Source organism: Arthrobacter mangrovi (genome assembly GCF_026011795.1).
Taxonomy (GTDB): Bacteria; Actinomycetota; Actinomycetes; order Actinomycetales; family Micrococcaceae; genus Crystallibacter; species Crystallibacter mangrovi.
In genome coordinates this window covers 26,548-46,591 of record NZ_BRVS01000014.1, presented here as the reverse complement: position 1 = coordinate 46,591, position 20,044 = coordinate 26,548, and the positions used below count along the sequence as shown (strand labels likewise).

15 protein-coding genes are annotated in these 20,044 nt (G+C 66.5%); 7 read left to right on the top strand and 8 right to left on the bottom strand.

What is annotated here, in order from left to right; genetic code table 11:
- Window positions 1-724 precede the first annotated feature (724 nt).
- A complete protein-coding gene (locus tag AHIS1636_RS13680; protein ID WP_264796394.1) occupies window positions 725-2,398 on the top strand; it encodes a DUF4012 domain-containing protein in 1,674 nt (557 codons plus the stop codon).
- Between the two features lie 140 nt (window positions 2,399-2,538).
- Window positions 2,539-3,183 (top strand): LPXTG cell wall anchor domain-containing protein, encoded by a 645-nt coding sequence (locus AHIS1636_RS13675; protein WP_264796393.1) that lies wholly within the window; start codon window positions 2,539-2,541, stop codon window positions 3,181-3,183.
- A gap of 68 nt (window positions 3,184-3,251) precedes the next feature.
- On the opposite strand, the gene sufU is transcribed toward AHIS1636_RS13675, so the two are convergent.
- The 4 genes from sufU to AHIS1636_RS13655 form a co-directional block, all read right to left on the bottom strand.
- Entirely contained in the window at window positions 3,252-3,713 is a 462-nt protein-coding gene (gene sufU / locus AHIS1636_RS13670; RefSeq protein WP_264796392.1) for a Fe-S cluster assembly sulfur transfer protein SufU, read from the bottom strand.
- A complete protein-coding gene (locus tag AHIS1636_RS13665; RefSeq protein WP_275116380.1) occupies window positions 3,714-5,030 on the bottom strand; it encodes a cysteine desulfurase in 1,317 nt (438 codons plus the stop codon).
- Window positions 5,031-5,331: 301 nt separating this feature from the next.
- Window positions 5,332-5,919, bottom strand: a complete 588-nt coding sequence (gene pth, locus AHIS1636_RS13660; protein WP_264796391.1) for an aminoacyl-tRNA hydrolase — start codon at window positions 5,917-5,919, stop codon at window positions 5,332-5,334.
- Between the two features lie 6 nt (window positions 5,920-5,925).
- Window positions 5,926-6,546, bottom strand: a complete 621-nt coding sequence (locus tag AHIS1636_RS13655; RefSeq protein ID WP_264796390.1) for a 50S ribosomal protein L25/general stress protein Ctc — start codon at window positions 6,544-6,546, stop codon at window positions 5,926-5,928.
- Window positions 6,547-6,859: 313 nt separating this feature from the next.
- Here AHIS1636_RS13655 and AHIS1636_RS13650 point away from each other — a divergent pair, with 313 nt between their 5' ends.
- The gene (locus tag AHIS1636_RS13650; protein WP_264796389.1) at window positions 6,860-8,440 is read left to right on the top strand and encodes a tyrosine-protein kinase domain-containing protein; all 1,581 of its coding nucleotides are present in this window, start codon (window positions 6,860-6,862) and stop codon (window positions 8,438-8,440) included.
- 327 nt (window positions 8,441-8,767) lie between these two features.
- Here AHIS1636_RS13650 and AHIS1636_RS13645 read toward each other — a convergent pair whose 3' ends face one another.
- The 3 genes from AHIS1636_RS13645 to AHIS1636_RS13635 all read right to left on the bottom strand — a co-directional run bounded on the left by AHIS1636_RS13645 (window position 8,768) and on the right by AHIS1636_RS13635 (window position 11,341).
- The gene (locus AHIS1636_RS13645) at window positions 8,768-10,318 is read right to left on the bottom strand and encodes a sugar transferase (RefSeq protein WP_264796388.1); all 1,551 of its coding nucleotides are present in this window, start codon (window positions 10,316-10,318) and stop codon (window positions 8,768-8,770) included.
- A gap of 114 nt (window positions 10,319-10,432) precedes the next feature.
- Complete coding sequence (locus AHIS1636_RS13640) at window positions 10,433-11,032, bottom strand: arsenate reductase/protein-tyrosine-phosphatase family protein (protein WP_264796387.1); 600 nt, start codon at window positions 11,030-11,032, stop codon at window positions 10,433-10,435.
- Between the two features lie 54 nt (window positions 11,033-11,086).
- Window positions 11,087-11,341 carry a hypothetical protein gene (locus AHIS1636_RS13635; protein ID WP_264796386.1) on the bottom strand — a complete coding sequence of 85 codons (255 nt, stop codon included), beginning with the start codon at window positions 11,339-11,341 and terminating at the stop codon, window positions 11,087-11,089.
- A gap of 336 nt (window positions 11,342-11,677) precedes the next feature.
- Between AHIS1636_RS13635 and AHIS1636_RS13630 the strand changes: the two genes are divergently transcribed.
- The 4 genes from AHIS1636_RS13630 (at window position 11,678) to AHIS1636_RS13615 (ending at window position 19,086) form a co-directional block, all read left to right on the top strand.
- The gene (locus AHIS1636_RS13630; protein ID WP_264796385.1) at window positions 11,678-12,574 is read left to right on the top strand and encodes an ABC transporter ATP-binding protein; all 897 of its coding nucleotides are present in this window, start codon (window positions 11,678-11,680) and stop codon (window positions 12,572-12,574) included.
- Window positions 12,574-14,238: an ABC transporter permease gene (locus tag AHIS1636_RS13625; RefSeq protein ID WP_264796384.1), complete on the top strand. Its 1,665-nt coding sequence runs from the start codon at window positions 12,574-12,576 to the stop codon at window positions 14,236-14,238. The genes AHIS1636_RS13630 and AHIS1636_RS13625 overlap by 1 nt, the downstream gene beginning before the upstream one ends.
- A gap of 160 nt (window positions 14,239-14,398) precedes the next feature.
- Window positions 14,399-16,846 carry an Ig-like domain-containing protein gene (locus tag AHIS1636_RS13620; protein ID WP_264796383.1) on the top strand — a complete coding sequence of 816 codons (2,448 nt, stop codon included), beginning with the start codon at window positions 14,399-14,401 and terminating at the stop codon, window positions 16,844-16,846.
- A gap of 263 nt (window positions 16,847-17,109) precedes the next feature.
- Complete coding sequence (locus tag AHIS1636_RS13615; protein WP_264796382.1) at window positions 17,110-19,086, top strand: amino acid transporter; 1,977 nt, start codon at window positions 17,110-17,112, stop codon at window positions 19,084-19,086.
- Between the two features lie 86 nt (window positions 19,087-19,172).
- On the opposite strand, the gene AHIS1636_RS13610 is transcribed toward AHIS1636_RS13615, so the two are convergent.
- On the bottom strand, window positions 19,173-19,871 hold the full coding sequence (locus tag AHIS1636_RS13610) for a maleylpyruvate isomerase family mycothiol-dependent enzyme (RefSeq protein ID WP_264796381.1): 699 nt from the start codon (window positions 19,869-19,871) through the stop codon (window positions 19,173-19,175).
- Window positions 19,872-20,044 lie beyond the last annotated feature (173 nt).

The window sequence follows — 20,044 nt, the reverse complement described above, 5'->3', positions numbered from 1 at the left end:
CTCCGAAACTCGCCGTGGCCACTAGCCGCCACGACCCGCTGTGCAAGGTCACAGCCCAACTTCAACGCGGCCAAGGCAAGAAACACAACCCGTCGGCGGCGGGTTCCCAGGCGCATTTCCGGCCGAATCGTCGCCATATTGAGAAGCGGAACTCTCCGAAACACAAGCCCGAACCAGGCTCTCTTCCCTCTCAGGCAGAGTAGAAGCGGCCGTTCACTTTGTTGGCCGTGCTAGATGTGAGTGGTTCTGCCCCCCCCCCCAAAAAAGTACAGGCAAGGTAGGACTTTCGAACACGCTAGGAGCACGGCAATCATGCCAGTCCACTCGGGCTTACCTACGGAATTTCAAGCTCGTGCATCTGTCCTCCCCGCCCTAGAGTGAGACTTCTGACTGGAGGTGGAGGCGAAAATCTGCCTTGCGTTGAGCACCAACGGTACTCGGGATGGTTCTTAATTCGTTCAGCCAGGCTGCCGGCTGACGATAGCATGATGAACGTTTGCCCGAGACCATTCCCAGAAGGACGTTTATGCCCGGCGTAGCACGATTACTACAAGGAGCTTCCCAGAAGGTGCGAATCACGGGGCGACGGAACGGCGCTTTTCGGACCAGACGGCACCTCAGTCGCGTCGTTCTACCTGTCGCAATATTCCTCGGTGTCCTGTTTCTCATTGCGGGATGGCTAACTTATCGCGCTGTTGAAATCAAAGGCAGCATGGAGTCGGCGATGAGACTGGGAACCTCAGCGTACGAATTGATCAATCGCGGCGACCTCAAAGGTGCCGAAGATCAGGTGAGCCAGCTAAAGGAGCATACCGCCGCAGCCCGAAGTGCGAGTACGGATCCCCTCTGGCGGATTGCTGGCATTGTTCCCTGGGCCGGGCCCAACTTCATGGCTGTCACCGATGCTGCCGTCGCGACAGACATCTCAGTCAACGCCGTAGCCCCGCTTCTAGATTCAACAGGAACATTCAGCCCGACACTCTTTACGCCCAAGGAGGGGGCAGTCGATCTAGCGGCTCTACAGGAGGCTTTTCCCAAGCTATCCCGGGCCTCAGCGACTGTTAGTTCCGCAAACAACAGCATCTCGGCTATCAACACCGACGAACTATTGCCTCAGCTCGCCGCGCCGTTGGGAAAAGCATCAGACGTGATGAAATCGCTTACCGATGTTCTTACTGAAGCATCCAACGCTGCGCAGATCCTCCCGCCGATGCTGGGATCAGAGGGACCGCGCAACTACCTCGTACTCGTGCAGAACAATGCCGAATCCAGGGCTTCTGGTGGAATTCCCGGTGCTCTGGTGGTCTTAACGGCCGACAATGGCATGCTTCAGCTCACGGATCATGGAAGTGCAAGCGACATCGGTCGTATCCATCCGGCGCTGAAAGTCGACGAAGAGCAAGAGAGTATCTATACGACCCGACTGGGCGCTTATATGCAAAACGTCAACCTCACACCGGACTTCCCCACCGCTGCAAGTAGCGCCCGAAAGATTTGGGAGAAGGCAAACCCCGGATCAAGTGTCGACGGTGTTCTCTCGGTAGATCCTGTTGCCTTGGCATACCTTCTGGAAGCGACGGGGCCTATCAAACTCGACCAACTCGAATCCTTTCCTGCCGACCTGGGCTCCCTGCCGACAACTTTGACGAACGAGAACGTCGTGACGACGCTCTTGTCCGACGTATATAACGAGATTGAAGAACCTGCTGTTCAAGACGCTTACTTCGGGGCTTTGGCAGGCGAGGTCTTTTCGGGAATGACGGAAGGAAGAGTCGACGCCTCCGCGTTGGTGAGAGCCCTTCAAAAGGGCACAGCCGAAGGCAGACTTCTCGTCTGGTCTACCGAACAAGACCAACAGAGCGTAATCGCGAATTCGCCACTCGGCGGTGTGATAAAAGGTACTCCGGACAGTCCTGAGATCGGCGTGTACTTCAACGACGGAACTGGCGCGAAAATGGACTACTACGTTCGTAGGCAAGTCGAGCTAGAGAAACGTTGCCAGCCCGACGGCTACTATCGTTATGCCGTTCAGGTGACCATGACGAATGGAGCACCGCCGGACGCAGGAAAGACGCTGCCTGATTACGTAACAGGTGCCGGGGCCTTCGGAGTTAAGCCAGGAACAGTTCAGACGAACGTCTATGCCTACGGCCCAACCGAATGGTACCTAGACTCGGCGGCACGCGATGGAAAGGCAGCTCCGTTCGGCTCATATAAGCACGACGGTCGGCCTGTGGGAGCAGCGACGGTCAGCTTGGCGCCTGGAGAGTCGACCACGGTGGAATTCGAATTCTCTACTCCGTATGAGACTGATGAGCCCGCGCTGGCCGTGACTCCTGGGGTCCAACCGACTTCGGACGTAGTACAGGCGAGCACCGTAAACAAGGACTGCAGTTGATTTTGTTAACGTGCGGTTAAACGTTGCGAGCTGGAATTGCATTAGTTTTGAGCGCCTGTTAGCGTTTTCGAGGAACAACGTATAACCGTTGTCGTATGTCCAAAGGCACCACCACTTCAATGACCCATGGGGGATCACACATGAAGAAGACTCTGACCGCCCTTGCGATCGCCGGATCTCTCGCTTTCATGGGAACCGGCGCCGCTCAGGCCGCTGAATATCCTGCCCCGCCCGTCCAGGCCACGGTAACCGATGGCAACGTCGGCATTGGCGCCACCATCCTCTTCCAGGGCAGCGGGTTCGCGCCCGGTTCGCGGATCGGCATCCTCGTTTCCCGTATCGCCACCGCCGGTCCGAACGCTTCCGGTGTCAGCATCGGCGCGGGCGGCCTCTCCGCCGGTGTGACGGGCGTCATCGCCCCGGCTCAGGCAACGCAGGAGATGTCCACCACCGCAGATGGCGATGGCAACTTCTCCCACCCGGTCAAGTTCGACCAGGCAGGGACCTACACTCTCACCGCTACCGGCGTTGACGCCGATGGCAATCCGATCAGCGTTTCGCAGGAAGTCGTTGTCGGTGCTGCCGCTGGTGGTTCCGAAAACGGCGTTGGCGGCGGAGCCCCGAATGCCGGACCTTCTGCCGAGGACGAGGCTGCCGTAGCCAACGGCGACAGCCTGGCTAACACGGGCCTGGAGTCCAGCGCTCTCCTGTGGGGCGGCGCTGGCGTACTGGCTCTCGGCGCCGGCGCTACCGCCCTGGTGGTTGCCCGCCGCAAGAACGCCTAGTCGTTCCAAATCACCAAGTAAGGCTCCGAACCTTCACTGGTTCGGAGCCTTACTGTTTGTCCGGAGTGTCAGTTCGCCGCGAGCAGCGCTTCCTCGAGAGCGACCCAAGCGAGCATGGCGCACTTCACCCGCGCCGGATACTTGGAGACGCCGGAGAAGGCGGCGGCATCGCCCAGGATTTCTTCGTCAGCCTCGATGGTTCCTCTGGAGCGCATGACGGTGCGGAATTCGTCCACGAGCTTCAGGAGTTCGTCCCGATCCAGGTTGAGTCCGAGGTCGTGGAGCACCGAGGCCGAGGCCATGGAGATGGAGCAGCCCTGTCCGTCCCAGCTAATGGACGACAGGGTCTGAGCCCCCTGGCTTTGGTGCACGGCGGCGCGCAAGGTAATCTCGTCACCGCAGGTGGGGTTCAGCATGTGCGACTCCCCCACCTTGTCGCCCTCGGGAGCCTCAACCAGACCCGCGCCATGACGGAGCTTGGAGTGCTCCAGGATGATCTGCTGGTACAGCTGCTCGAGATCCGAACTCACTTACTTGACTCCAAAGAACGGGCGGACCTGCGCGACGGCTTCGAGGAAGGCGTCCACGTCGTCCGTCGTGTTGTACAGATAGGTGCTGGCCCGGGTCGTGGCGACGAGGCCAAGCCGGCGGTGCAGGGGCTGGGCACAGTGGTGACCCACCCGAACGGCAATACCTTTGTCGTCGAGGAACTGGCCGACGTCGTGCGCGTGCACGCCGTCGACATCGAAGGACGCCAAGCCGATGCGTTCCTCGCCGGCGCGCGGTCCGAGAACACGGATGCCGTCGATCTGCCCCAGCCCTTCCACCAGCCTCTGCCCGAGGTGCTGCTCCCAGGCATGGATCCGCTCCATGCCCGTCTCCTTTAGGTAGTTCACCGCTGCCGCCAGGGCGACGGCCTGGGAGATCCGCTGCGTGCCGGCCTCGAAACGCGTCGGGGACGGCAGGTAGGCGGCATGCTCCATGGTGACGGTGGTGATCATGGAGCCGCCGGTCAGGAACGGCGGCATGGCGTTCAGCAGCTCGGCCTTGCCGTAGAGGGCGCCGATGCCCGTGGGTGCGAGCATCTTGTGTCCGGAGAAGGCGGCGAAGTCGACGTCCAGGGCCTTCACGTCCACCGGCAGGTGCGGCACGGACTGGCAGGCGTCGAGCACCACGTAGGCGCCGACTTCGCGCGCCATCTGCACCAGCGTCTCCACCGGGTTGATCGAGCCGAGCACGTTGGAAGCGTGCGTGAAGGCGACGATCTTAGTCTGTGGGCCGATAACGGTGTTCGCGTGTTCGAGCTGGAGGGATCCGTCGTCGTTCACGGGAATGTAGCGGAAGGTCGCGCCGGTGCGGAAGGCGAGCTCCTGCCACGGGATGAGGTTCGCGTGGTGCTCCATCTCCGTCACGACGATCTCGTCCCCGGGACGCAGGACAAACCGCTCGGCTTCCTCTCCCCCGCGGCCCACGGACGCGTTGGAGAAGGCGTAGGTGATGAGGTTGATGGCCTCCGTGGCGTTGGAGGTCCAGACCAGTTCGTTGAAGCGGGCGCCGATAAAGGAGGCGACGATCTCCCGTGCCAGCTCATAAGCGTCGGTCGCCTCCACCGCAAGAGTGTGGGCCCCGCGGTGGACGGCCGCGTTGCGCTGCTCGTAGTACTCCTGCTCGGCCTCCAGCACGCACTGCGGATTCTGCGACGTGGCCCCGGAATCCAGGTACACCAGCGGGTTGCCGTTGACCTTCTGATCGAGGATCGGGAAGTCATTGCGGATGCGCAGGACCTCGGCGTTGTCGATGGGCCCGGTGGAGGGCTTGAGGGTGGCGGGTGTGGACACCACTGGCACGGAAGGTGCTCCTTGATTCGCGGTCAGGACTAGCCGTCAGGCGATTACGCAAGACAACTCTGACCTAATCTTCCCACGATGGGTTGCCGAGTTCATCTGAGCATGGCCTAAATTTACGGCGCGGGGGCGGCGCCCGGGTACGGAAAAGGGGGCCGACGATGGGATGGGGGTGGCCCAGTCTCAGAGGCCGCCCATCGTCGGCCCCCGCTTTCGGAGCCACTCAGGCTGTGAGCGACATAGCGCTCTAGCGGAAGACATGTGCCTTCCGACACTCGATCATAAATCAGCGGACAGCTTTCGTCTACTGACTGTTTGAGTGGAATTTCTGCTGTGCGGCCAGCAGTCCTTCGTCGATCAGGAGTTCCACAGCGTCGGCGGAATCGCCGATCAGGAACGGCAGTTCCTTCTTCTCGGCGGCAGCGAAATCCTTCAGGACATAATCGGCTGTGTCCATCCGGCCCGGCGGACGGCCGACTCCCACGCGGACGCGATAGTAGTCCTTGGTGCCAAGCGCCTTCGAGATATCCCGGAGACCGTTGTGACCGCCTTCTCCCCCGCCGATCTTAAGTTTGACCGTGTTGAAGGGGATATCGATCTCATCGTGGACGGCAATGACATGGTCAGGCTCCACGCCGTAGAACTTAGCCAAGGCTGAGACCGGTCCGCCAGAGAGATTCATGAATGTCAGCGGCTTGCCGAGGATGAGTCGAGGGCCTCCGGGCCGGAGCCTGCCTTCGACGACCTGAGCGTGAGCCTTGTGGGACTTGAAGGCACCGCCGAGGCGTGAGGCAAGTTCGTCGAGAACCATCTGGCCCACATTGTGCCGGTTACGGCTGTAGCCGGGCCCGGGGTTCCCGAGCCCGGCTACAAGCCAAGTGTTTTCCGCCAAGGAGAATTACTCGGCAGACTCTTCGGCCGGAGCAGCCTCGGCGCCTTCGGCGGCGGCTTCGCCCTCGGCAGCCTCTTCGGCTTCCTCGGTCACGGCCGGGGCGGAGACGGTGGCGATGATGGTGTCCGGGTCGACGAGCAGGGCCACACCATTCGGCAGGACCAGATCGGAGGCGTGGACGTGCTCGCCTACCTCGCGGCCTTCGACATTGACCGTGACGTTCTCCGGCAGGTGGGTGGCGTCGGCCTCGACCAGGACGGTCGGGTGCTCAAGGTTGAACACGGCGCCTGCGGCGATCTCGCCGTCGACGTGCACGCTGACATCCACCTGGACCTTCTCGCCCTGGCGGACGGTCAGCAGGTCGACGTGCTCGATGATCTGCAGCAGCGGGTTGCGCTGGATGTCCTTGGCCAGGGCGAGGTGCTCCTCGCCTTCGACATCGAGGGTCAGCAGCGCGTTCGCGGTGCGCAGGGCCAGGGTCGTGGCCTTGGCCGGCAGCAGCACGTGCAGCGGCTCGGCGCCGTGGCCGTAGATCACGGCGGGGATCTGCTCGTTGCGGCGGGCCCGGCGGGCGGAGCCCTTACCGAATTCGCTACGGACTTCTGCGGAAAGCTTCAGTTCAGACATGGTGTCTCCTACATGGATTCTCAACGGATGTAATGCCGGAGCTGCAGGGAATGTCTAGAGAAATGAATATCTAGCCACCGTCGATAACGGATACATTCTCGAACCGAGAATGCTCCCTCGCCTAGGCGTCGCCATCCATGCTAACAGTGCCTGCGCCTGGGCCCGAAATCCCACCACGGGCTGCCGTTCTGTGAAATCTTTAAGCGCGCGCGGTCAAAGGGAAGTCTCGTTACCCTCCGTTCATGCGTACTGGGTTAGACTTTAGGCTGACTTGGGGCCGAATCACCGCAATGGGAAGGACTGCAAAAGTCTCGTGGAATTGAACCGAACTGAAGAGCAGCCACAAGGCCTCGAACTCCGTGACTACCTCAGAGTTCTTCACACGTACTGGCGAGGAATCGCCGCCATCGCTCTCGTTGTTACACTGCTCGCTTTCGGCTGGACGTTCTTCCAGAAGCCGGTCTATGAGGCGGAATCCAGCGGTCATGTTATGGCTGCCGGAGCGAAGGACCTCGACGGAGCTTTGGCAGCTGACGAACTGTCGAAGTCGAAGGCCACCGTCTACGAGAGCATCGCAACTACACGTCCCGTTGCCCAAGCTGTGATCGATGAGCTCGCCCTATCTCTGGCGCCCGACGAGCTGATGGAAAGCATCGAAGTCGAAGCTCCGCTTGATACATCCGAACTCCGCATCACGGCGTCCGCGGGCGACCCTGCCGAAGCCCGCAACCTCGCTGACGCTTGGGTAACCGCCCTAGCCGCCCAGGTAGAGCAGATGGAGACGGCTGGCACCGAAAACGCCCAAGCCGCCGTCCGGCTGGTTCCCCTCGCCGAGGCGTCGCTGCCGACATCGCCCGTTTCGCCGAACGTCAAGCTGACTCTGGCCATCGGAGCGGTCTTAGGCCTAATGCTCGGTCTCGCGTATGCATTGATCCGCAACCATCTTGACCGCCGCGTACGATCTGCCGACGTGATCGAGCAGCAGTTCGGTGTTCCGGTCATCGGCACCATTCCGCTGGACAAGAGGATGCAGGAGCACCGGCAGGTCGTCGAGACCGGAGCGATCGACAACAACAGTGACCGCACCGCGCACGCCATGTCGGAGGCTTTGCGGGAACTTCGCACAAACCTGAGCTTTGTGGATGTCGATAATCCGCCGAAAATCATTGCCGTAACGAGCTCCGTCCCGGGCGAGGGCAAGTCCAGCGTGACCGCCAACTTGGCGGTCACGATCGCCGCGGCCGGCAAGCGCGTCGTCGTCGTCGATGGGGACTTGAGGCGCCCGGTCGTCACGAGCATGTTCGGCCTCGTACCGGGCGCCGGAGTTACTGACGTACTAAGCGGACAGGCCGAGCTTGAGGATGTCCTGCAGGTGTGGGGCCACGTGCCCAATCTGGCCGTGCTGGGCGCCGGCCGGGTTCCGCCGAATCCGAGCGAGCTTCTGGGCTCCAAGGCCATGGCGGATATGCTGCAGCAGCTCGCGGCCCATGCAACGGTGCTCATCGATGCTCCCCCGCTGCTCCCTGTTACGGACGCGGCCATCCTGTCTAGGATTGCCGACGGAGCGATGGTGGTCATCAACGCCGGCAAGACCTCGCTCGACGAAATCGGCAAGGCTTTCGGCAACCTCGCGAAGGTCGACGCTCACATACTCGGTGCGATCCTTAACCGCGTGCCCACGCAAGGAGCCGACGCAGCCCAATACGGCTACTACGGCCAGTACTACCAGCAGGACGAGGTCGAGCCGATCCAGAAGGGGCGACGCAAACAGCCTCGCCGAACCGCGGCTCCTGAGCCCGTAGCGACAATGCAGTTGGAGCCTGAGGACGAGTTCAAGGCTTTGCTCTCGGGTGAGCCGGTGTCGGCACGACGGATGCCGCCCGCGCGGCGCTAAGCACTTCCGCTCAAGGAGGCCGGTGCAGTCCACCCCAGGACTGCACCGGCCTCTTCCGTATCTCCGCCGAATCTTTACTGATGGCTGGCGGATGATGGTCTTCCGTAAGCTCCCCCGCAATTGGCATCGGTACTCCTCTGGCGGCTGCCCGCCCATCTGGTCCTTCAGTAGCAACGTCAGCCTGTACGACTTGTAGGCCAGCCACCGACCGGCCGCCAGAAGTCGGAGCGCAAAGGACGCGGCGGGATCCACGGAGTCGCGCACACGGAGGCGAAAAGTCCCGGCCCTTCAGGTAAAAGGACCGGGACCGAGCGGGATCGGAAGGGGTTAGTAGGCGCCGTCCTTGGCCACGACGGCTTTCACGGTGCGGGCAATGATGGTGAGGTCGCCGGCGAGGGACCAGTTCTCAACGTAGTAGAGGTCCAGACGGACGCTCTCCTCCCAGGACAAGTCCGAACGGCCGCTGACCTGCCATAGGCCGGTGATACCGGGGCGGACCAGGAGCCGGCGATGAGTGTGCTGTTCGTACTCCGCTACCTCGCGGGCGAGCGGCGGTCGGGGACCGACGAGGCTCATGTCCCCGATCAGAACATTCCACAGCTGAGGTAGCTCATCCAGCGAGTACTTGCGGATGAAGCCGCCCACACGGGTAATCCGGGGGTCCTTCTTCATCTTGAACAAGGTTCCGTTGCCCTCGTTCTGGGCCGCGAGCTCCCGTAGACGTGCTTCGGCGTCCACGACCATGGAGCGGAACTTCATCATTCCGAACCGGCTGCCCTGGATTCCGACGCGCTCCTGCTTGAAGAAAACCGGCCCGCGGTCGTCAAGCTTGATCGCAAGGGCAACGGCCAGCATGACAGGCGACAGCACCAGAAGGCCGAAGGCGGAGGCGAAGACGTCGGTCGCGCGTTTCCACGTAAACTTAGCGCCTTCATACTGCGGCATCTCCACGCTCATCAGTGGAAGTCCCTCGACCGGCTTCCAGTGGATTCGCGGGCCGGCGACATCAACAAGCTTGCTGGCGACAACCAACGCCGTGTTGGTTCCTTCCAGTGCCCAGCTGAGCTCCTTCAGGTAGCGGTGACCGTTCGCGGCCGTCCCCGCAATGATGACCGTGTCGTAGCCTTCTTCCTTGACGACGTCCACCACGCAGTCGGGCGTGGCGACAATGGGAATGGTATGGCCGCTGTCGATGGTGACCACCGTCTCCTGCGAGGGGCGGACAGCGGCGCCATGAAGACGGTAGCCAGTCTGCGGAGATTTGAAGATCTTCCCGGCGACGAACTCGACGTCCGATATTGAACCGACGATCAGGGCGCGATGGGTGAAGCGGCCTTTCGCCCGCTGGCGGACGAGCCAGCGACGCCAGAAGTGACGGGTGGCCAGGAGAAGTGTCAGTCCGACGGGAAGCGCGATGGCCAGGTATCCGCGGGCGACGTCGTACTTGAGCAGCATGGCGGCGATGGCCACCGCGCCGAAGGTACCTAGGGTCGAGTTGATGACGCGACGGTACTCGTCGTTGCCCACCCCCAGGACCGGGAGGGCCCGGCTCTGGGTGATCATCAGGGCCAGCAGCCAAAGACCGGCGATGATCGCGGAAATGATCCAGTACGCGTCACCGAAAACCGAACCGACGAGCTCCTCGTCCGAAACACCGAACCGGAGCGCCTGCGCGAGCAGGAGCGAAATGAGGACGACAGCGCTGTCGGTCAGGAGAAGCCTCGTTTTGAGCGACTTGCCCCAGCCGCGTTCGGCTTCCACTTGCCCGGCGGCCAACTGCTTGCGGACCTCGTCCTGAGGCGGCGTGGCCTCCCCCGCCGCGGGCTCCCGCTCAATCGTTTCAGTAAAATGCCTGGATTGCTCCACTGTCGGACCCATCTATTCCCCCTCGAGCCCCGCCTGCTAGGCGGGTTCATTCCCGCTGAAAATTATACGGCGGCTCCTTCAATAAGAAGCCCGGGTCATGAATCGTTTACGCAGTTTTTGGCCGAATTAGGCGCTTTGGTGATACGAGCGTTCGAAGTCGACGAGCCGGTCGAGGGCAGGAACAAGGTCATGCACCATCTGCCGGTACACGTCGTCGTCGCGACGGTACGGGTCCACGATCTCGTCCTCCAGCGGGTCGACGGGACGGGTTTCATACCGTTTCAGCGCGGCGAGATGCGGCAGGCGCTTCCAGCGGTACTCCACCTCGTGGTCGGACGTTCCCTCCGGAACTTCAAGCTGAGGGTCCGCCGCGATGGCGTCCACCATGCGGGCGAGCTCGCGCACGGTGAAGGTGCGCTTGAGCAGGCGGGGCATGAGGTTCAGGATCCGGTCCCGGTGCTCGACGCCCATTGCGAGGACCAGGTCCACGTTCGCCAGGTGCATCTCCTGCAATTGCCGCGCGACGAAGCCATCCGAGTTTCCTCCGAGCACGTGGAGGAGGCCTTCCGCGCGGGCGTCCATCGGCTTGCCGGCGAGGGCCTGGATGCCGGCGCTGCGGACTTCGAACAGGCCTGGGCGGATCTCGTCGAACTTCTGCTGGAGGAGCCTCTCGGCCATGGGCGAGCGGCAGACGTTGCCGGTGCAGATGGTGAGGATACGGATCATGGATTGAACTCTAGCGCCGGGCCGTCCGGGTCCGCCAAACCGCGGGCCGGCAGGTTAAACCCGCGGGGGCAGCAGCGGGTTGGCGGTGCGGCGGAGGACGGCGTTGATTTCGGCGCGGACGCGGCGTTCGGCGTCCTCGCCGAGGTCCAGGTTGAGGACGGCCTTGAGCGCACGGGCCATGTCAGGGGCGGCGGCGACGAACTCGGCCAGCTCGGGGTCGGATGCCAGCCGCGCAGACATGCTGCGGACCGTGTCGGCCGTCCAGCGGTCGTTGCAGTGGCGGTTGGTCAGAACGTCGTAGGCATTCATCGGTCATCCTTCGGTGGCGGCTTCCACTCCGCGGGCGGCAGGACGCGGCCGGCGGGGCGAGTCGTCTCGCCGGTCCCACTCTTCCCAACAACTCCGGCGGCGGAGGCCGATTTAGGCAGATGTTCGGCCAACGTTCCCGCTGCGTCAACCGCGGTACGGGTTGCACCCGAGCGGACCCCACCGCCGCGCCCCTGCGCCGAACCAGCATCTGAACCGCGGACCGCCGTCGTACTCAGACCCCGGCTGGAACGGAGGCTGAAGACCGGACCGCGGTGCTACTCTGTGCGCAGGTCAGGGGCGCGATCGGCCTATATGGGCTGGCGGGAGGGGCTGTCGATGGTCGGGCAGGCTGCGGTGGTGGAGGCCTCCGGGCTGGTGAAGTCCTTCGGGCGGACGCGGGCGCTGGACGGGCTGGACCTGTCCGTGGCCGAGGGAGAGGTTCACGGGTTCCTGGGCCCGAACGGGGCGGGTAAATCGACCACGCTGCGGGTGCTGCTCGGGCTGATCCGGCCCACGGCCGGCGGTGTGCGGGTGCTCGGACGCGATCCGTGGACAGAGCCGGTGGCGGTGCACCGCGACATTGCGTACGTGCCGGGCGACGTGAACCTGTGGCCGAACCTGACCGGCGGCGAGGTGGTGGACTTGCTAACCGGGCTGCGCGGCGGAGCCGACGCCGGGCTGCGGGAGCGGCTGCTGGCGGAGTTCGAGCTGGATCCGGCGCGGAAAGTCCGCACGTATTCGAAGGGCAACCGGCAGAAGGTGGCGCTGGTGGCGGCGTTCGCCCGGCGGGCCCGGCTGTACCTGCTGGACGAGCCGAGCGCCGGACTTGATCCGCTCATGGACGCGGTCTTCCGGGCCCAGATCCGGCGGGTGCGCGACGAGGGCTCGACGGTGCTGATTTCCAGCCACATCCTCTCCGAGGTGGAGCAGCTGTGCTCGGCGGTGACGATCATCCGCGCGGGCCGGGCCGTGGAGAGCGGTTCGCTGGAGGCGCTGCGGCACCTGCGGCGCACCCACTTTCGGGTGACCTTCACGGATCCAGGCGCGGCTGTGCTGCCCGCGGGGGTGCACGACGCCCGGCGGGAGAACGGGACGGTGGAGTTCGACGCCGACGCGTCGCAGCTGCCGGGGGTGCTGGCGCAGCTGGCGCGGCCTGACGTCGCGTCGGTGGAGGCGGCGCCGCCGTCGCTGGAATCGCTGTTCCTGCGGCACTACGGCGGCGGTGACCGGTGATGGCCTCGGTCCTGCGGCTGCTGCGGGCCCAGGCACGGCGGGACCGGTGGCAGCTGCTGGCGTGGATCGCGGGAATCGGGCTGCTGGGCCTGGCCATCGCCGGCGCGACCGCCTCGCAGTTCGGCAGCGAGGCCGGACGTGCCGCAATTGTTGCGGTGGCGGCGGGCAGTCCCGCGTTCCTGTTCCTGCGCGGAGTGCCGGACGGGTACGACGCCGGCGCTTTCGTCTTCTTCAACGGGTTTTCCTTCACTGCGGTGCTGACGGGGCTCATGAGCACGTTCCTGGTGGTCCGGCACAGCCGCGCGGACGAGGAATCGGGACGGGCGGAGCTGGTGGGCGCCGCGCCGGTGCCGCGGTCGGCGCCGCTGGCGGCGACGCTGCTGCTGGGGCTGCTGGCGAACCTACTGCTGGCCGCGGCGGTGGCGCTGGGCTACCTTGCGGGCGGGCTGCCGGCCGGCGGGTCGGGGCTGGCCGGGCTGGCCGTCGGGTCGGTAGGGCTGTTCTTCGTCGGCGCTGCCGCGCTCGTCGCGCAGCTGATGCCCTCGGGCCACGCAGCCAACGGGACCGCGGCCGCCCTCGTGGGGCTGGCCTACCTGGTCCGCGGCACGGGCGATGCGTTCGGCACGCCCGACGCGACGCTCAGCCGGGTGGAGCCGGCCTGGCCGTCCTGGTTCTCCCCGATTGGCTGGGGCCAGCTCACCCGCCCGTTCACCGAGGCCGACCCGGTGCCGCTGCTGGTGCTCGTTGGAGTGGCCGTGCTGCTTGCCGCGGTGGTGCTGCCGGTCCGCGGCCGCCGGGACCTCGGTGCCAGCCTGCTGGCCGAGCGGGCCGGCCGTCCGGCTGCCGGCTTCGGCGGCCGCTCCCTGCTGGGCCTTGCCTGGCGCCTGCAGCGCTCGACCCTGGCTGGCTGGGCGGTTGCCGCCGCGGTCCTCGGCCTGCTCTCCGGCGCCCTCGGCCCCGTGCTCGCCGACGCGGTAGCCGGAAACCCCTCGCTGGCCGAGCTCATCGCCAGGCTCGCCGGCGGCAGCGCGCCTGCCATCGCCGATGTCTTCATCGCAGCCCTGCTCGGCATCACCGGGGTCCTCGCGGCGGCCGCCGGCGTGCAGGCCGTGCTGCGGCTGCGCGCGGAAGAGGAGGCCGGCCGCCTCGAGCTCCTGCTCGCGCTCCCCCGCTCCCGACCCCGCTGGTTCGGCGCCGGCCTCTCCGTCGCCGCCTTCTCCGTCCTCGCCGTGACCCTGGCGGCCGGCCTCGCCGCAGGCACAGCCTCCCTCTTCGCGGATGCACCGGCCGCCGGTCCCCTTACGGGAACCGCCGCCGGCGGACCGGATTCGGCCGACCGGTTCTGGCTGCTTGTCGCCTCCGCCCTCGCCCACCTGCCCGCCGCGCTCGTGATGGTTGCCCTCGCGGCCCTGGCCTTCGCCGCGCTCCCCCGGCTCGCCGTCGCGCTTGGCTGGGGCCCGCTCGTCCTCGCCCTCGTGCTCGGCCAGTTCGGCGGCCTGCTCAACCTTCCCGAGTGGGCCCAGGACCTGAGCCCCTTCCACCACTCGTCCGCCATGCCCGTGGAAGACTTCGCCGCCGCCCCGGCGCTCACCATGCTGGCCGCCGTCGTTGTTCTTGCCCTCGCCGCGACATTCATGCTTCGCCACCGCGACCTCGGTGCCTGAGGCGAAACCAATCGGCCCTCTCCCGCCGCTGTCCCTGTGCGCCGAAGGCTGCTTAAAGTTTTCCCCAAGTGCGCTGGCCTAAAACGTTCCATGGCTTGTTGCTGCCAAGCCTCGACCCGGTTCAGCGGGGCATTCTTCCCAGCAGCGCGAAGGAGTCGTCATGCGCACCATTTCCAGCAAGCGAGGCGCCGGATCCGGCCGCGGCGCGAGTGCCCGCCGGTCCCGCAGCGGAGACTCCGAGCCGGGAGACGTTCCGCCGCCTGGAAGCCGGAAAGGCAGGCTCGTTCCATCGATAGCCGCGGCGGCCATGCTGGCGGCGGCGCTCGGGCCGGTGGGGGCGGTTCCGGCGAGCGCCGATGTGGCGGCCGTGGGGCCGGTGGACGCGCAGAACGGCTTCCCGACCTGGTACTCGGACGGCAGCGTGAAGCTGCAGCTGTGCTACATGGCCGGCGCCGGCTGCCTCGCGGAGCCGCCCAATCCGGCAGCGCCGGCGTCCTACCCGGACAACTTCCCGGAGGAGGCCTTCTGGTTCGCTGCGGAGGCCAGCGGCGGAAACCTCGGGCTCTACGAGGCGGCGCTGGAGGCGGCCCACGTGAACGGTCCCGTGGCTCCCGGCGAGCAGATGGGCTTCGGCCGGCTGCGGTTCATCCTGGACAACCTCAAGCCCAACACCGCCTACACCATCACCCATCCCTACGGCGTCAACACGATCACCTCGGAGCCGGACCCGAAGAACGCCTCGCTCGGCCGGATCAAGACCACCATCGACTCGGGCGTCTGCGCGCCGACCCCCACGGTCCCCTGTGACTGGGCGGGCGTCGGGGCGGCGTTCCTGGGCGACTATGCCGTGGGCACCACCGCGTCCTTCCTGCGGCAGACCGGCGCGGCGCCCGGAACCCTGGGCGATATCAACACCCCGCGCCCGGTCACCGGCGCGCCGTCCGGAACCAACGCCGTCATTGTCACCGGTCCGGACGCAGGCGGCCCCGGCATCAACACGCTGACCGTGGACACCTTCACCGTGCAGGGGCTGATCTTCAACGGCGACGACGGCGCCCCCAGCGCCCCGGACCTCGCCACCGCGAGCGACAGCGGACGGTCCGCCACGGACAACATCACCAAGGTCAGGACGCCGGTGTTCACCGGGGCCATCCCGGGCGCGCCTGCCGCTGCGGGCACCGTGGAGCTGATGGTCGACGGCGCCGCCGCGCCGGCCGCGTCCGCTGCCTTGGCGGCCGGGTCCTACTCCCTCCAGGCCCCGGCACTGGCCGCCGGCGTGCACCGGGCGCAGGCCCGGATCGCCAATCCGGCCGCCGCGACGGACCCCGCCGCGCCACCGTTCCTGGTCTCGCCGACGCTGACCTTCACCGTGGACACCACCGCTCCGACCGCCTCGGTCGTCGCGCCGTTCCCGTCCACGCCGACCCTGGACACCACGCCCACGCTGAACTACACCGCCAATGAGGCGGGCTCGCGGTTCGAGTGCCGGCTGCTGCCCAGCAACGCGGCCTGGGATCCCGGCTGCACCTCGCCGAAGACCTACGACGCCCAGGTGAACGGCACCTACATGTTCGGCGTGCGCGCCACGGACGCGGCCGGCAACGTCGGCGCCGAGGCCAGCCGCGCCGTGCGGATCGGCCCCGCCGACACCACGGCCCCGACCGTCAGCGCGCGCGGCCCGGCCTCCGCGGCCACCAACGTCGCCACCAACGCCAACGTAACGGCCACCTTCAGCGAGTTCATGCAGGGCGTCACCGGCAGCACCTTCACCCTGCGCAACCCCGCCGGTACGGTCATTCCGGCCACGGTGACCTACGACCATGCCACCAAGCGCGCCACGCTGAACCCCACGGCCAACCTCGCCGCGAACACCAAGTACACGGCCCGGCTGACCGGGGGCAGCACCGCCATCCGCGATACCGCCAACATCGCGCTGGCCAGCACCAGCTGGACGTTCACCACGGCACCGGCGCCGACTGTCACGGCCCGGACCCCGGGCTCCAATGGCACGGCGGTGGCCTCGGCGGGCAACATCACCGCGACCTTCAGCAAGGCCGTCACCGGGGTCAGCGGAACCACCTTCACGCTGAAGAATGCGGCAGGAACGGCGATCCCCGCCGTCGTTAGCTACAACGCCACCACCCGCGTGGCGACGCTCGATCCGTCCGCCAGCCTGCCGGCCGACACCCGCTACACGGCGACGCTGACCGGCGGCGCGACGGCGATCCGGGACACCGGCGGCACCCCGCTGGCGAGCACCAGCTGGTCCTTCACCACCGGCCCGGCGCCGACCATCACCACCCGGACCCCGGCGTCCGGCGCCACCGGCGTGCGGCGCGCCAACAACATCACGGCGACGTTCAGCGAGGCCGTGCAGGGCGTCACCGCCAGCACGTTCACGCTGCGCAACGCCTCGACCGGCGCCGCGGTCTCCGCCGTGGTCAGCCGCAACGGGACCACCAACCAGTGGATCCTCAACCCGGGCGTGACCCTGGCGTCCAACACCCGCTACACCGTCACCGTCACGGGAAGTACGACGGCGGTGCGGGACCTTGCGGGCAACCCGGCGGCCACGTCGTCCTGGAGCTTCACCACCGGGACGCTGTAGCCGCGCCTCCTCCCCTAGCACCAAGCGGAGGTGGTTATTCCTGGCAACGGTGGCGTCGATCAGTCGGCGCCGCCGTTGCCGCGTCCGCGGCTCCGCTGAGCGACCGGGGCAGGCCCACCTCCCACGCAATGCGGCTGCACGGGGCGCCGATGGGCCGGCGTAAAGGAGCCATCAAGAATCTGCCGCGGCGGGTGCGCACAGCCCCCGCGCGGTGTTTACTTCAACTGTGAACGCGCCGCGTCCGGCGGTGCGGGACGGAAGCCATGACGACATTGAGCTGGCCGCCGGCCGACCCCTCGGCCGCCCGGCCAAGCCGCAGGGAAGCCCTGCGGAGCTGGCTGTTGTTCGGCCTGCGGGACAGCAGGGGAACCCATCTGGGCCCCGGCCGGGCCAGCGATCCGTACGAGAAGAAGCACCCGTGGTGGCACGTGATGTGCCTGACCGGCGTCGACTACTTCTCCACCCTCGGCTACCAGCCGGCGATCGCGGCGCTGGCCGTCGGGGTGATCTCCCCGCTGGCCACCGTGGTGCTCATCGCCGTCACCCTGCTCGGTGCGCTGCCGGTCTACCGGCGGGTGGCGCGGGAAAGCCCGCACGGCGAGGGGTCCATCGCGATCTTCGAGCGGCTGCTGCCGGGCTGGGCCGGCAAGCTGCTGGTCCTGGTCCTGCTGGGCTTCGCCGCGACCGACTTCATGATCACCATGACGCTCTCCTCCGCCGACGCCACGGTGCATGCGCTGGCGAATCCGGCCGCCCCGGGCTGGCTGCAGGGCCAGAACGTCCTGGTCACGCTCTTCCTGCTGGCGCTGCTGGGCGCGGTGTTCCTGCGCGGATTCGCCGAGGCGATCGGGGTCGCCGTCGTCCTGGTGGTCCTGTACCTGGGCCTCAATGCGGTGGTGGTGGCCAACGCGCTGCTGGAAGTGCTGACCCATCCGGCGGCCCTGGACAACTGGTGGACGGCCCTGTGGACGTCGCACGGGGATCCGATCATGGCGGTCGGCATCGCGCTGCTCGTCTTCCCCAAGCTGGCACTGGGGCTGTCCGGCTTCGAAACCGGCGTGGCCGTCATGCCGCAGATCCGCGGCGACGAGGACGACACCGAGGACAAGCCGGAGGGCCGGATCCGCCGGACGCGGCACATGCTGGCCACCGCGGCCGCGATCATGAGCGTCTTCCTGATGACCAGCAGCTTCGTCACGGTGGTCCTCATCCCGGCGCAGGAATTCCAGCCCGGCGGGCAGGCCAACGGGCGCGCCCTCGCCTACCTGGCGCACGAGCACTTCGGCGCCGGCTTCGGCACGCTCTACGACCTGAGTACCATCGCCATTCTCTGGTTCGCCGGCGCGTCCGCCATGGCCGGCCTGCTGAACCTGGTGCCGCGGTACCTGCCGCGCTACGGGATGGCCCCGGCCTGGGCCAAGGCCGTCCGGCCGCTGGTGCTGGTCTTCAGCCTCATCGGCTTCCTGGTCACCTGGCTCTTCGGCGCCGACGTGACCGCGCAGGGCGGCGCCTACGCCACCGGATTCCTGGTCCTGATGACGTCGGCAGCGGTGGCCGCCACGCTCTCCGCCCGCGGCCGCAAGCAGCACCGCCGGGCCGTCACGTTCGGCGCCATCTCGCTGGTCTTCATCTACACCACGGTCGCCAACATTTTCGAGCGGCCCGAGGGCATCCGGATTGCCGGGCTGTTCATCGCCGGCATCATCCTGGTCTCGCTGCTGTCCCGGGTGGGCCGGTCCTTCCAGCTGCACGCCACCCGGGTCCATCTGGACCAGCAGGCGCTGGAGTTCATGGCGCCGATCCTCGACGGACCCATCGCGCTGATCGCCCACGAACCCTCGGACAGCAACGCCGCCGACTACCGGCAGAAGGTGGCCGCCGCCATCGAGGTCAGCCAGCTGCCCCTCACCGAGGAACCGCTCTTTCTCGAAGTCGTCGTCGACGATTCCTCCGAGTTCGAAACGGAGCTGCGGGTCAAGGGCGTGGTCCGGCACGGCTACCGGGTCCTCGAGGTGCACGGGCCGGGCGTCCCGAACACCATCGCCTCCGTGCTGCTGCACATCCGCGACGTCACCGGGCTCATGCCGCACATCTACTTCCGCTGGACCGAGGGCAGTCCGCTCGCCAACTTCCTGCGCTTCCTCTTCCTAGGCGTCGGCGAAATCGCTCCGCTCACGCGCGAGGTGCTCCGCGAAGCGGAACCGGACACCGCCCGGCGCCCGCAGGTCCACGTCGGCTGAGCAGCAGGCGACCCCGCGGGGCCGGCGGCTCACCGGGAAGCTGAAGCTTTATCAGGAAGGCAGCACCGGTCGGCGGGCCGACGGCCTTACCAGGACGGCAGTGCCGGCAGCGCGCCCTCGGCCTGGACATGTTCCGCGTCGCCGCGCGCCAGCCACTGGAGCAGGCCCTCGCGGTCCGACTCGACGCGCACGCCGCCGTCGCCGATGACCCACTCGTCGCCCTCCTCGGTCACCAGGGTCATCCCCGGCGCATCCTTGGCGCCCAGCGTGCCGATCACTGACTCGAGGGCGTTCAGCAGGGAGTCCGGGTCGGCTTCCTCGATGGTCCAGGCGGTGTCGAGGTCATGATGGTGGACCACCACTTCGGCGATCCGCAACGCCACGATGGACGTCGAGGGAAGCACCTTGGTGTGGACCCGCACCTCCCGGGCCGCGAGCTCCCCGCCCAGCCGCTGGGCCTGCTCGGCGAAGTTCCGGGCAGACTCCCGCACTTCCTCGATCAGCTCTTCCCTCGGGAGCGCCGCCAGGGCGGAGATGGCCTCGGCGCGTGCCTCCGGGGAGGCGTACAGCGGGCGTTCCTCGCCGGTCGTCGCCCAGTCGATGAGATTGAGCAGCGCGTGGCTATTGGAGGCGACGTGGGCGATGACGTCGGCCCGGGTCCACCCCTCGCACAGTGAAGGCGCCGCCAGCTCGTCGTCGGACAGGGATGAAACGGTGGCCAGGAACATGCCGGTTTCCCGGTCGAGGCGGGACAGGTCCGAGTGCAGAAGTGATCGATTACTCATTCCGCCAGCCTAGCCACCGGCCGGCGCCCAAACCATTATCCCGGCCGGCCCGTTCCATATCGGGAGCGTCTGGACCGCCGCGGGCCGCGGACTTGGGGCCCGTCACGCACGGCAACGGCGGCGCCGATGAATCGACGCCGCCGTTTGCGGATGAGGCAGTAGCGCCGCAGCAG